The organism is Amycolatopsis sp. cg5, assembly GCF_041346955.1.
Classification (GTDB): Bacteria; Actinomycetota; Actinomycetes; order Mycobacteriales; family Pseudonocardiaceae; genus Amycolatopsis.
The window spans coordinates 5,316,859-5,329,094 of sequence record NZ_CP166849.1; the positions used below are offsets into that span (position 1 = coordinate 5,316,859).

Sequence of the window (12,236 nt, forward strand, 5' to 3'; positions counted from 1 at the left end):
TCCGCCCACAATGGCCAGCCCGTCTCGAAGCGTGCTCGAAGCCCGCGCGGTCATCCGCGCAGGCGCTCCTCGGCCAGCCGCAGCGCGGCCACGTCGGCCTCCGGCGGGCCCGGCCTCGGCGGCAGCAGCGCCACCACGGCCGAGCGCCCGGAGCGCACCGCCGGATGGTTGCGGGCGAGCTTGGCGAGCCCCTGGCCGGGACCGGCCTCGGCGAGCAGGTGGTCGCCGTCGGCCAGCAGCGCGTCGAGCGCGGGCCGGAACAGCACCGGGGCCACCGGATGGCTCGCCCAGAAACCGGGGTCGCCGATCTCCCGCTCCCCCAGCCTGCCCGCGGTGTAGGCGGAATAGACCGGGATCTCGGGCGCGCGGACCGGGACTCCGGCGAAGGCCCGCGCGGAACCGGGCACCGTGAACCCGAGCGCGGGGCTGTGGAACGGGCTCGTCGCCGGGACGGTGCGGCAGGTGAAACCCTTGTCGCGCAACGCTTGCGCGACCATCAGCAGCGGCTCGGCCAGGCCGGCCAGCACGGTCTGGCGTGGCGCGTTGACCGCGCCGACGACGACATCGGGATGGACTTCGAGCACCGGGTCGAGGTCCTCGACCGTCGCCGCCACCGCGAGCATCCCGCCCGGCGGCGCGTCCGCCACCCTGGCCACCCTGTCCACCACCAGCCGCAGCGCGTCGGCGGGAGTGAAGACCCCGGCGAGTGTCACGGCCGCCATCTCACCGATGCTGTGCCCGAGCAGCGCCACCGGCCGGACACCCCAGCTCAGCACTTGCCTGCCGAGCGCGTAGCCGACGGCGAACAGCAGCGGCTGCGCGCGGGCGGACTCGTCGATCGGGACCAGCGGCCGCTCGGCCAGCCAGTCCGCGCGCAGCCGCGCGCCCTCGGCGCCGAGCAGCGCGAAGAGGTCGTCCATGGTCTCGGTGAAGACGGCTTCCCGCTGGTAGAGACCGGCGGCCATCCTGGTGTGCTGCGCACCCTGACCGGGGAACAGGAGCGCGACCGAGCGGGAGGTGGTCATGGCGGCCAGCCTCGGGCCGCGGTGTCGAGCACCAGTCGAACGGGGCTCGACCGAAACCGGAGAGCCTGCGGGCAGCCGACCCGAGGAGTTCCGATGAGACTGCTCTTTTTCAGCCTGTCCGCAGCCGCCTTCGGCGAGACCTTCATCGGCCTGTCACTGGCCGAACAATTGCGCCGCTCGGGGTACGAGAGTCACTTCGTGGTCCCGCCGGGCACGGCGTCCGCCGTCGAGCACTTCGGCTTCGGCCACGATGTGATCGACTACGCCGACTGCCCGAAAGGCGCCGACGCCCGCGCGCTGATCGACGAGATCATCGCGCGGATCCAGCCGGACGCGCTGATCCTGTCCGACTACGGTTCCTACTACCGCAGCGTGGACTTCCACCTCGGGCTCGACCCGTGGTTCATCGAGGACTACGGGCTGCCGATCCTGCCGATCGACCTCAGCGAGTGGGAGAACACCGACTTCGCCATCGACCTGTGCGGCCGGGGGCCGGTCACGGTCAGCAAGAAGATCCTCGAGATGCCCGCGCATCTGCGCCCGGTCCCGACCGCGCATCTCGACGCCGGCGCTGGCGGGAGCGGTTTCCCGTACCGGATCGTGGCGCAGGAGCCGCCGGTGACCGAGCGGGCCCGCGCGGAGGTGTTCGCCGAGTTCGGCCTCGGCCGGTCGGACCGGCTGGTGATGATCCCGGTTTCGTCGTGGCAGCAGCCCTCCGGCGGCCGGATGTCCAGCGACATGAGCGCCAGGCTCACCGAGCGGGTTCCCGAGTTGCTGGTCCACTATCTCGCGCAGCTGCCGGAGACCACGCATTTCGTCCTCATCGGGCAGCAGCCGCCCGCGTTCGGCAAGCTCGCCGCCGACCGGCTGCACGTGCTGCCGCCGTGTTCGGTCGAGCGGTACACCACGCTGCTCGGCTCCGCCGACCTGACGATCGTGTTCAGCCCGACGAGCGCGACCAGCGCGCGGGCGGTGCTGATGGACCAGGCGGCGATGGTGGTGCAGAACCGGTTCCGCGTGCACGACGAAGCGGACATCGCCCGGCTGGATGAGGAGATCGGGCTCACCGGGACCGTGCGCGAGTGGCTCGGCGAGACCGCGCCGATCGACCGGTTCCGCCTGTGGCCGAAGGGCGCGTACGAGATCCAGGAGCCGATGTTCACGGACAACCCGTACCTCGACGCGCTGCTCACCGCGGAGATCCTCGACGAGAAGGCGACCGTGGCCGCGCTCGAGAACTCGTTGTACGACAAGGGTTTCCAGGACAAGCTCGCCGCGTCGAGGGCGGCGTACCTGGCTCAGGTCGCGGACCTGCCGGACGCGGGCGAGGTCGTCCGCGCGGCCATCCAGCGGGCGAGCTGATCTTCCCCTCTTGACGGAGTAAGCACTCACTCCGTAAGGTGAGTGCCAGCGGAACCGCTGGTCGCCCTGGACTTTCCGGCACCGGAGCGGGTTCCCCACACAGACCGGCAAGCGCAGGCGGCACGTCCCCCACCAGGGACGTTCCGCCGAATCGCGCTGCGCTCAGCGCGGCACGGAAAGGAGCACGGCGTGACGGATTCCCACTCGGCACCCACCATCAGGGACCTCTTCGGCAGGCTGAGCCCGGCGGCGCAGCGCATCGTCCTCATCGCGACCTTCGGCGCCGCCTTCCTCGGACTGCTCGACGCGACCATCATCGGCACGGCGATGCCCCGCATCGTCGAGCAACTGCACGGCGACGAGACCCTCTACACCTGGATCGTCACCGGTTATCTCCTGTCCTCGACGGTCATCGCGCCGTTGTACGGCCGCTATTCCGATCTCTACGGACGACGGCCGGCGCTGCTCATCTCGCTGGGGCTGTTCCTGCTCGGCTCGGTGCTGTGCGGGATCGCGAGCACCATGCCGCAGCTGATCGTCTTCCGCACCCTGCAGGGCGTCGGCGCGGCAGGCCTGCTCCCGGTGGCCATGTCGCTGGCCCGCGAGGCGTTCCCGATGGAGACGATCGGGAAGCTGCAGTCGGCGATGGGCACGATGATCGCGGTCAGCCTCATCGGCGGGCCGTGGGTCGGCGGCCTGCTCACCGACCTCGCGGGCTGGCGCTCGGTGTTCTTCATCAACGCGATCCTCGTGCCGCCCATGCTGTTCGTGGTGCTGCGGTTCGTGCCCGCCTTCCGCAACCCCGACGTGCCGTCCGGCAAGCCGGACACACTGGGCGCGGTGCTGCTCATCGCCTCGCTGTCCTTCGTCCTGTTCGGACTGACCGAAAAGGGCAGGACCAGCGCGGGCCAGGCGCTCTACGGCTGGTTCAGCCTGGAGGTCGCCGGCTGCCTGGCGGCGGGCCTGGTGCTGCTCGCGCTGTTCGTGGTCGTCGAGCTGCGGGTCGCGGTTCCCTTGGTACCGCTGGGTTTGTTCCGCAACCCCACCTATTCCGCGGTACTGGCCGCGAGCGGTTTCTTCTCGCTGGCGATGTTCCCGGCGGTGCTGTTCATGCCGCTGTACTTCCAGCAGGTGCGCGGCGTCTCGGCCACGGTTTCGGCGCTGCTGCTGTTCCCGCTGCTGCTGGGCATGGTGCTCAGCAACCGGTTCAGTGTCCCGCTGATGTGGCGGCCGCAGCTGGCCAAGCCCGTGCTGGCGGGCGCCGCCGTGCTGCTGGCGGCCGGCTCGGGGCTGACGCTGACGGTGTCGACCACGACGCCGCTCGTGCTGATCGCGCTGTACCTGGCGTTCATCGGCGTCGGGATCGGGCCGTCGATGGCAGGTGTCGGGCTGCTGGCGCAGAACTCGGTGCCGCCGACCGACGTCGGCACCGCGACCTCGACCCTGATGCTGAGCAAGACGGTCGGCCACTCGATCGGGCTTTCGGTGAGCCAGACCCTGTTCTCGTATTTCCTGGTGGACTGGGCGGTCGTCTCGACGACCGACCCGGCGGCCACCATCAGCAACGCGCTCACCTCGACCGTCGGCATCGTCGGGCTGGCGGGCGCGGGCCTGGCGTGCGCCGCGGTCGTGTTCATGCGCCGGGTCGTCATCCGCGGCCCCGGTGGCCGCGGCCCGATGCCCAAGCCGGCCGCGCCCGCCGCTCCGGCCGCTCCGGCCGGGGAATCCGCTTCAGCCAAAGAATCCTGACCGAAAGGACAACGGCATGACCGCCGAAACCCTGGTCGCTCCCGGACTCACCACCGGCACCTGGACCATCGACGTCGCCCATTCCGAAGTCGCGTTCACCGTGCGCCACATGATGATCGCGACCGTCCGCGGCTCGTTCGAGTCGGTGACCGGCCGCATCGAGATCGCCGAAGACCTCGCCGCCTCGTCGATCGAGGTCGAGATCGACACGGCCTCGGTGCACAGCCGCAACCCCAAGCGCGACGAGCACCTCCGCTCCGACCAGTTCCTCGACGTGGCAGCCTTCCCCAAGGCCACTTTCCGCTCCACCGCGGTGAACCTGGACCGCGGCCTCGACGCCGCGGTGCTCGCCGGCGAGCTCACCATCCACGGCGTCACCAAGCAGCTCGACTTCGCACTGCGCTTCAACGGCGTCGCCACCGACCCGTGGGGCAACACGAAGGCGGGCTTCAGCGCCGAAGCCACCATCGACCGCCACGACTTCGGCCTCACCTCCGACATGCCGCTCGCCTCCGGCGGCCTGTTCGTCGCCCGCGAGGTGACCATCACCATCGAGCTCGAGGCCTACCCCGAAACCACCTGAATAACCCCCAGAAAAGGAGCCGGGCACCATCCACACGGATGGTGCCCGGCTCTGACTTCGGGGCTCGTGAGTGGTACGGCCGGTTAGAACCGGCCGTACCACTCACGAGCCCTTGATGTGGGCGCGGGTGGTGGCTTGGGTGAGGGAGTCCGCGGTCAGCCGGTCACCCCGGGCGCTGACGTAGCCGTCGGGCCTGACCAGTAGCCAGGCGCCGTCGGTGAGGCCGAGTGCGACGAGGACCGGGCCGGGGCCGAGGGTGCGGACGGTGAGCCAGGTGTCGGTGGTCTTCGCGACGAGGGCGGCTTCGGTCTCCGCTCCCGGGGCGACCGCGAGCAGCCAGCGGCCGGTCTTGAGGTCGGCGTCGAGATCGCGCCACGTCTCGGTCGTGGTGACCGTGGCGGGTACCTTCGTGATCCGCTCGCCAGGCCGGGGGCCGGTGGACTCGCCCGCGGCCAAGGTCAGGTCGCTGTCCGCGTAGGTCAGGTTGAGACCGGAGATCCCGCCGAGGATCTCGCGCTGCATCCGCACCCGGACCCAGGGGAACGTCCGGACCACGCCGAACACGACCGGCAGCAGCCAGCCCGCGACGGAGTTCTTGAGCTGCACGAGATACGTGGCCTTCTTGGTCGAACGCAGCAGCGCCTTACCGACCGGGACGCGCTCGGCGGCGTAGGTGTCGAGCAGCCGCTCCCCCGCCTGGCCGCGCACGACCATCGCCAGCTTCCAGGCGAGGTTGTACGCCTCCTGGATGCCCGTGTTCATGCCCTGCCCCGAGGCCGGGCTGTGCACGTGGGCGGCGTCGCCGGTGACGAAACAGCGGCCGACGCGCATCTGGGCGACCATGCGCTGCTGGAAGGTGAAGACCGAGATCCACTCCGGGGTGTGGACTCGGACCTCACTGCCGAGCCCGGCGGTCATCTCGCGGCTGAAGCGCGCGGCGACCGCCGCCGGGTCGGCGCCGTGGTCGACCTTCGCGGTGTCGAGGAGGCGCCAGCGGTTCTCGCCGCTCATCGGCACCAGCATCATGGTGAGGCCCTGGTTGCGGATCCAATAAATGGAGTCGCGGGGCAGGCCGACGTCGACCACCGCGTCCGCGATGAGCCAGGTCTCGGCCGACTCGCCTTCGAGGCGGAGGCCCAGTTTCTTGCGCACGACGCTGTGCCCGCCGTCGCAGCCGGCGAGATACGGCACGCGCACCGTCTCCTCGGCGCCGGATTCGTGGCGCAGCAACGCTTGCACGCACTCGTCGTCCTGCTCGAAGTCCTCGAGCGACACGCCCCATTCGATCCGCACGCCCAGCCGCGCCAGCGACTCGCGCAGCACGCTTTCGGTCAGCACCTGGTCGATGCACAGGGTGAACGGGAACCGCGTCGGCATCTCGTCGTAGTCGGCTTCGAGCCGGGTGAGCCGGGTGCCGTTCTGGAACAGGGTGAAGGCGCCGATGCGCTCGCCGTGCGACACCATGGCCTCGGCGACGCCCATCTGGTCGTAGATCTCCAGTGTGCGCGGATGCGTGGCGATCGCCCTGCTGGTCACGGCGGGGCCGGTCTTCGCGTCGATGAGCCGCACCCGGACACCGCGGCGGGTGAGCTCGTGCGCCAGTGTCAGCCCGGCCGGGCCCGCACCGACCACCAGCACTTCGGTGGTCATGTCGCCAGCCCGTGCAGGCACGCGACCAGGGTGCGGGCCTGGACGTTGAGATAACGGCTGTGCTGCACCAGTTCGGTGAGCTGGCCGACGGTGAGCCACCGGTAGTCCGCGGGCAGGTCGCGCGGGAAGTCCGGGCCGGTCTCGATGATCTGGTACCGGGTGAGCGCGCGGTAGAACCGCCCGCCCTCCTCCGACTGGACGGTGTCGTAGAGGATCCGCTCCGGCCGCGCGGACAGCACCTCGTCGAGGAACGGCGGTGTGGCCGCTTCGGGCAGCCCTTCGTAGTTCGACGGCGTGCACTGCACGGTCGGCGCCAGCTCGACGGTGTCGAGGTAGCCGGGCTCGCACCGGGCGTGCACCAGGATGTGGCGCACGCCTTCGGCCCGTTTGGTCAGGAAGGCCACGACTCCCTGCCCGCGCGGCGCGAACAGCGGCTGGGTCCAGCTGGCCACTTCGCGGGTGTTGCCGGTGACGGCGACCGCGACGGCTTCGAAGTGCTTGCCGTCCTCGTGCCGGATCGCGTCGGCGGTCTTTTCCCAGTTCTTGACCGCACGCAACGGGATTCGCCGCACCGAGAGGTCATAGCGCGTCTTCGTGTCGGTGATCCAGCTGAGGATCTCGCCCATCGAGTGCAGCGCGCCGGAGTCCTCGCTGACGAACGGGATGCACGACAGCACCGTGCGCGCGTCCATGTTCACCAGGTTGTCGTGCAGCAGCAGCTCCTGCACCTGGCCGATGGTCAGCCAGCAGAAGTCCGGATGCAGCGGGAAGTCCTCGGTGGTCTCGACCACGATGTTGCGGTTGCGCTTCTGGTAGAACCAGGCGCCCTGCTCCGACTGCAGCACGTCGACGAGCACCCGGCCGCGCTTGGCGCCCGCGAAATGCTCCAGGTACGGGATGGAGCCGCCCTGGTGCACCCTGGTGTAGTTGCTGCGGGTGGCCTGCACGGTCGGCGAGAGCTGCATCAGCGGCTCGTTGCCCGGCTCCATCTTCGCCTGCATCAGGCAGTGCAGCACGCCGCCGATCTGCTTGACGAGTATGCCGAGAATGCCGATCTCCGGCTGGTTGATGATCGGCTGTGTCCACTGTGGAACAACGCCGTAGTCGGTCTCCACCTCGAGTCCCTCGACGGTGAAGAAGCGCCCGCTGACATGGCCGAGGTTGCCGGTCCGCTCGTCGAACGACCAGCCGCGCAGGTCGTCGAACGGGATGCGGGCGACACTGAGGCTGCCTGCCCCGGCGCGCCCGGCGAACCATTCGTGGAACCGGGCGGTCGGCAGCAGCGGGTTCTCGGTGACCGAGGCCGATCTGGTGAACCTGGCGCCCTGCGCGCGGTCAGCGCCGTGCAGCAGTACTTCGGGCTGGGCTGAGGCCATGACGCACCTTCCTGAACTGTGTCACCGGGATCCGTGCGCGAACTCACGGATGGCGGTGACCATGTAGTCGATCATCTCGGTGGTGATCGACGGGTGGACGCCGATCCAGAACGTCCGCTCGGTGACGATGTCGCTGTTGGTCAGCTCGCCGGACACGCGGTAGTTTTCGTTGTGGTAGGCGGGATGCCGGGTCAGGTTGCCCGCGAAGAGCTGGCGGGTGCCGATCTTCTTGCGCTCCAGCTCGGCGACGATGTCGCGCCGCTCGAACGGCGCGTCCTCGGCCACCGTCAGCACGAAGCCGAACCAGCTCGGGTCGCTGCCGGGCGTCGCCTCGGGCAGCAGCAGCCCTTCGACGCCGAGCAGGCCCTCACGCATGCGGTTCCAGTTGCGCCGCCTGGCCTCGCCGAACTCCGGCAGCCTGCGCAGCTGGGTCTCCCCCAGCGCGGCCTGCAGATCGGTCGACTTCAGGTTGTACCCGATGTGGGAGAAGATGTACTTGTGGTCGTAGCCGGGCGGCAGCGTGCCGAGCGTCCACTTGAACCGCCGCGCGCATTTGTCGTCCTCGCCGGGTTCGCACCAGCAGTCCCGGCCCCAGTCCCTGATCGACTCGACGATCCTGGCCAGCTGGAGGTCCGCGGTCAGCACGCTGCCGCCCTCGCCGGTGGTGATGTGGTGTGCCGGGTAGAAGCTCTGCGTGGCGAGGTGACCGAAGGTGCCGGTCGGCTTGCCGCCGTAGGTCGAGCCGAGCGCGTCGCAGTTGTCCTCGATGAGCCAGAGCCCGCGTTCCTTGGCCAGTTCGGCGATCTCCGCGGCGGGGAACGGATTCCCGAGCGCGTGCGCGATCATGATGGCCTTGGTGCGCGGGCCGATGGCGGCGGCGACCCGGTCCACCGTGGTGTTGTAGGTGGTGAGGTCGATGTCGACGAAGACGGGGACCAGCCGGTTCTGCACGATCGGGTTGACGGTGGTGGGGAACCCGGCGGCCACGGTGATCACCTCGTCGCCGGGCACCAGCTTGCGCTTGCCGAGCATGTGCGAGGTCAGCGCGGTGATCGCGAGCAGGTTCGCCGAGGAGCCGGAGTTCGTGAAGTGCGCCTTGCGCAGCCCGAGCGCGCGGGCCAGCGCGGTCTCGAACCGGCGGGTGCGCGCACCGGCGGCGATCGCCATGTCCAGCGCCGCCTCCACGAGCGCGACGCGGTCGTCCTCGTCGAGGTCGGCGCCCGACGGCGTGATCGGGGTCTGTCCCGGCACGAACGACACTGCGCTGCCGGAGCCCTGGTGATACTTCCGGACCTGTTCGAGGATCAGAGTCTTCGTGTCACTCGTCATCTGTGTTTCTCCCAGTACCGTTTCGCGGATCCTCCCGGCCGTACCGGAAGTCAGTTTCGGGCCAGCGGTTGGAGATGGCCTCGATGCGCGCTCGAAGCGGCGAGCCAGAGATCACGCAGTGTCTGCTCGACCGCACGCGAGGCCGACCAGCCGAGCAGGTCGCGGGCCAGCGAGATATCCGCCTGCTCCCAGGCGATCCCGGCCGAGCGCCGCCCGGCGGGTGACTCGCGTTCGACCACTTCGGTCTTCACCCCGGCGATCGCGATCAGGCCGTCGACGAGCGCGCGCACGCGCGTCACCGAGCCGCGGCCGATGTTCACCACGCGGTCCGGCGCCACTTCGGCCGCCTTGACGACCGCGGTGGCCACGTCGCGCACGTCCACGAAGTCCCGTTCGTCGCGCAGCGGGCCCAAGGTCACCGGCTCGGCGGCGAGCAGGCCGCCGACGACCCTGCCGAGCAGGCTCTGCGACGGCTGGCCCGGCCCGATCACCTGGCACAGCCGCAGCACCGCGCCGCGGACGTGGCCGCGCGCGAAGGCGTCGAGCACCAGTTCGGTCGCGCGCAGCTTGGCTGCGCCGTACCCGCTCACCGGCCGCGCGACGAGGTCCTCGCGCACGGCGACGCCACGTGCCTGCGGCCCGTATTCGATGGATGAGCCCAGATGCACCAGCACTGTCCTTATCGGACACTTCTCCAGTGCGGCCAGCATGCGTTCCACCAGCGTGACGTTCGACCGCAGCACGAGTTCCTCGTCGAGGTCCCATACCTGGCCTGCGGCGTTCACCACCACATCGGGGCCGGCGCCGGTGACCAGCCTGGCGAGCACGTCCGCCGTGGTCGCGGCGACATCGAGCCGCACCAGCCGGACCCCGGCGGGCACCGGCGCGCGCGTGCGCGCCACGGCCAGCACGTCCCAGCCGCGGGCCACGAACTCGGCGCAGACCCAGCGCCCCACGAACCCGGTGCCGCCCAGCACGATCACCCTAGCCACGGACGTTCACCCTGGCGACGAGCTCGCCGGCGCACCTGACGGTCAGCTCGGCGCCGTCCGGCTTCTCCGCACTGTCCACAGTGATCACCACATCCCCGGTTTCCGGCACCACGACGGGTTTGAGGAACTTCACCGAGCTCGCGCGGCACTCGCCCGCCAGCGTCATGGCCAGTCCGGCCAGCAGCATCCCGTGCGCCACCACCCCGCCAAGCCCGGCAGCGGCGGCGGCCTCGTCACTCCAGTGCAGCGCGTTGAAGTCACCGGACGCGCCCGCGTACCGGACGAGATCGGCCCGGCTCAGCCGGAAGGACGCGGTCATCGCCCGCCACCCGCGATCAGCGTGGTGACCGTGGTGCAGACCGGCTCCCCGGTGACGGTGCCGATCTCCTCCTTGGTCACCAGCACGTCGGTGCCCGCGATCGACTTGACGTCGAGCACGGTGACACGCACGGTCAGGCGGTCGCCCGCGCGCACCGGCCGATGGTGTTCGAACCGCTGCTCACGATGCACGGTGCGGGTGTGGTCGAAGCCCAGCCCCGGTTCCCGCGTCACCCGCTCGGCCGCGCGCAGCGCGAGCACGATGGGGAAGGTCGGCGGTGCGACGAGCCCGTCGTGCCCCTCGATGCCCAGCGCGGCGGCGAATTCGCGGATCTTCTCACGGCCGACCTCGTACGGCTCGCCCGCCGGGTACTCGCGGCCTGCGAACGAGCGGTCGAGGCCCATCAGGAGCGTCCCGGCAGCAGGGCGACCTGGCCCGCGTAGTTGAGCCCGGCGCCGAACCCGATCAGCAGCGCCGCGCCGCCGGGTTCGGCGGCGCCGGCGTCGAGCATGGCCCGCATGGCGAGCGGGATGGACGCGGCCGAGGTGTTGCCCGCGGTGACCACGTCCCGCGAGACGGCCACCGCGGCGGGCAGCCCGAGCCGGTCGGCCAGCACTTCGATCATCCGGACGTTCGCCTGGTGCGGGATGAACGCGGCCAGGTCGCCGACGCCGATTCCCGCGCGCCGCAAGGCTTCCTTGGCCGCGGGCACCGCGTTTTCCACCACCCAGCGGAAAACCCGCTGACCGTCCATCTTCATGGCGGGCCACTCGAGGGTCGGGTCGTCACGGAACTGTGCCCAGGTGGTGTTCATGTAAAGCCCGCCGCGCGAGCGCCCGTCGGCCCAGCGGACCACCGGGCCGATGCCCGGCTCGGCGGACGAGCCGACCACCGCCGCGCCGGCGCCGTCGGCGAACATGAACGCGATCGTGCGGTCGGTCCGGTCGACGATGTCGGTCATCCGCTCCGCGCCGATCACCAGCACCTGCCGCGCGCTGCCCGCGCGCACCAGATCGCCCGCGACGGCGAGCGCGTGGCAGAAACCCGCGCAGGCGGCGGAAAGGTCGAACCCGGCCGAGTTGCGCGCGCCGAGCTCGTCGGCCACCAGCACCGAAAGCGGCGGCGTCTGCACCAGGTTCGACATGCTCGCCACGATCACGCAGTCGAGCTGGTCCGGGTCGATCCCGGCGTCCGCCAGCGCGGCCTTCCCCGCGGAAACGGCCATGGCGCACAAGGTCTCGTCAGGCCCGGCGAACCGGCGTGTCCTGATCCCCGACCGGCTTTCGATCCATTCCGGCGTCGAGTCGATGTGCGCGCACACCTCGGGGTTGGTCACCACCCGGCGCGGCCGGTACGCACCGACGCCGAGCACCCGTGCGTGGGACGGTTCGGCGGCCTGCAGCGTTGGGGTCACGTTGTCCTCCCGGTCTCGGCCCCACCGTGCGCAGCCAGGCTCGCGCGCGGCTGGAGCGGGACTGGAAGCGCCGCGCCCGAGTGCTCTTCGACCACCGTTCAAGCCCGGCTGACGACGATCGCCGGTGCCCGGAATCCCTTTCCACGCCAGCCATGCCAGGAGCGCGCCATGCCGGAACTGACCATCACCGATCTCAAGTCCGTCGTCGAGCAGTGCGTGGGCACGGACGGCGTCTCGACGATCGGCGAAAGCACGCTCGACACCGCGTGGGACGAGCTCGGCCTCGACTCGCTGGCCGTGTTCGAGGTCGTCACCAGGCTGCAGGACACGCTCGGGGTGCGGATCCCCGACGAGGACGTCGACACCTTCAAGACCCCGCGCCTGCTGCTCGACTCGGTCAACAGCACGCTCCGGAACGCCTGAGCGTCCCCATCCAC

At 70.4% G+C, this 12,236-nt stretch carries 12 protein-coding genes; 4 read left to right on the forward strand and 8 right to left on the reverse strand.

The genetic code is table 11. From position 1 onward, the window contains the following. Window positions 1-50: 50 nt before the first annotated feature. Window positions 51-1,025, reverse strand: coding sequence for an acyltransferase domain-containing protein (locus AB5J62_RS23855; protein WP_370942144.1), 975 nt, complete (start codon window positions 1,023-1,025; stop codon window positions 51-53). A 93-nt stretch (window positions 1,026-1,118) separates the two neighbouring features. Between AB5J62_RS23855 and AB5J62_RS23860 the strand changes: the two genes are divergently transcribed. From AB5J62_RS23860 to AB5J62_RS23870, 3 genes are all read left to right on the forward strand, one after another. After that, window positions 1,119-2,387: a DUF6365 family protein gene (locus tag AB5J62_RS23860; RefSeq protein ID WP_370942145.1), complete on the forward strand. Its 1,269-nt coding sequence runs from the start codon at window positions 1,119-1,121 to the stop codon at window positions 2,385-2,387. Window positions 2,388-2,576: 189 nt separating this feature from the next. Next, entirely contained in the window at window positions 2,577-4,136 is a 1,560-nt protein-coding gene (locus AB5J62_RS23865) for an MFS transporter (RefSeq protein WP_370942146.1), read from the forward strand. A gap of 16 nt (window positions 4,137-4,152) precedes the next feature. Then, window positions 4,153-4,719 (forward strand): YceI family protein, encoded by a 567-nt coding sequence (locus AB5J62_RS23870; protein ID WP_370942147.1) that lies wholly within the window; start codon window positions 4,153-4,155, stop codon window positions 4,717-4,719. Between the two features lie 102 nt (window positions 4,720-4,821). Here AB5J62_RS23870 and AB5J62_RS23875 read toward each other — a convergent pair whose 3' ends face one another. From AB5J62_RS23875 to AB5J62_RS23905, 7 genes are read right to left on the reverse strand one after another with little or no spacing between them, the layout of a single operon-like run. Next, window positions 4,822-6,390, reverse strand: coding sequence for an FAD-dependent monooxygenase (locus tag AB5J62_RS23875; protein ID WP_370942148.1), 1,569 nt, complete (start codon window positions 6,388-6,390; stop codon window positions 4,822-4,824). Beyond that, window positions 6,366-7,745 carry an NDP-hexose 2,3-dehydratase family protein gene (locus tag AB5J62_RS23880; protein WP_370942149.1) on the reverse strand — a complete coding sequence of 460 codons (1,380 nt, stop codon included), beginning with the start codon at window positions 7,743-7,745 and terminating at the stop codon, window positions 6,366-6,368. Before AB5J62_RS23880 ends, AB5J62_RS23875 begins: the two co-directional genes overlap by 25 nt. A gap of 21 nt (window positions 7,746-7,766) precedes the next feature. Then, complete coding sequence (rfbH, locus tag AB5J62_RS23885) at window positions 7,767-9,074, reverse strand: lipopolysaccharide biosynthesis protein RfbH (RefSeq protein WP_370942150.1); 1,308 nt, start codon at window positions 9,072-9,074, stop codon at window positions 7,767-7,769. A gap of 50 nt (window positions 9,075-9,124) precedes the next feature. Next, entirely contained in the window at window positions 9,125-10,066 is a 942-nt protein-coding gene (locus AB5J62_RS23890) for an NAD-dependent epimerase/dehydratase family protein (protein ID WP_370942151.1), read from the reverse strand. Continuing rightward, window positions 10,059-10,385: a MaoC/PaaZ C-terminal domain-containing protein gene (locus tag AB5J62_RS23895; protein WP_370942152.1), complete on the reverse strand. Its 327-nt coding sequence runs from the start codon at window positions 10,383-10,385 to the stop codon at window positions 10,059-10,061. The genes AB5J62_RS23890 and AB5J62_RS23895 overlap by 8 nt, the downstream gene beginning before the upstream one ends. Beyond that, entirely contained in the window at window positions 10,382-10,789 is a 408-nt protein-coding gene (locus tag AB5J62_RS23900) for a MaoC family dehydratase N-terminal domain-containing protein (protein ID WP_370942153.1), read from the reverse strand. The genes AB5J62_RS23895 and AB5J62_RS23900 overlap by 4 nt, the downstream gene beginning before the upstream one ends. Beyond that, entirely contained in the window at window positions 10,789-11,799 is a 1,011-nt protein-coding gene (locus AB5J62_RS23905) for a beta-ketoacyl-ACP synthase 3 (protein WP_370942154.1), read from the reverse strand. Before AB5J62_RS23905 ends, AB5J62_RS23900 begins: the two co-directional genes overlap by 1 nt. Before the next feature lie 168 nt (window positions 11,800-11,967). Here AB5J62_RS23905 and AB5J62_RS23910 point away from each other — a divergent pair, with 168 nt between their 5' ends. Beyond that, window positions 11,968-12,222: an acyl carrier protein gene (locus AB5J62_RS23910; RefSeq protein WP_370942155.1), complete on the forward strand. Its 255-nt coding sequence runs from the start codon at window positions 11,968-11,970 to the stop codon at window positions 12,220-12,222. Window positions 12,223-12,236: the final 14 nt, after the last annotated feature.

What these genes read in the sequence shown, in the direction of transcription:
- AB5J62_RS23900 (WP_370942153.1), bottom strand. Translation starts at nt 10,789, where the DNA reads ATGGGCCTCGACCGCTCGTTCGCAGGCCGCGAGTACCCGGCGGGCGAG.
- AB5J62_RS23870 (WP_370942147.1), top strand. Translation starts at nt 4,153, where the DNA reads ATGACCGCCGAAACCCTGGTCGCTCCCGGACTCACCACCGGCACCTGG.
- rfbH (WP_370942150.1), bottom strand. Translation starts at nt 9,074, where the DNA reads ATGACGAGTGACACGAAGACTCTGATCCTCGAACAGGTCCGGAAGTAT.
- AB5J62_RS23855 (WP_370942144.1), bottom strand. Translation starts at nt 1,025, where the DNA reads ATGACCACCTCCCGCTCGGTCGCGCTCCTGTTCCCCGGTCAGGGTGCG.
- AB5J62_RS23910 (WP_370942155.1), top strand. Translation starts at nt 11,968, where the DNA reads ATGCCGGAACTGACCATCACCGATCTCAAGTCCGTCGTCGAGCAGTGC.
- AB5J62_RS23860 (WP_370942145.1), top strand. Translation starts at nt 1,119, where the DNA reads ATGAGACTGCTCTTTTTCAGCCTGTCCGCAGCCGCCTTCGGCGAGACC.
- AB5J62_RS23880 (WP_370942149.1), bottom strand. Translation starts at nt 7,745, where the DNA reads ATGGCCTCAGCCCAGCCCGAAGTACTGCTGCACGGCGCTGACCGCGCG.
- AB5J62_RS23895 (WP_370942152.1), bottom strand. Translation starts at nt 10,385, where the DNA reads ATGACCGCGTCCTTCCGGCTGAGCCGGGCCGATCTCGTCCGGTACGCG.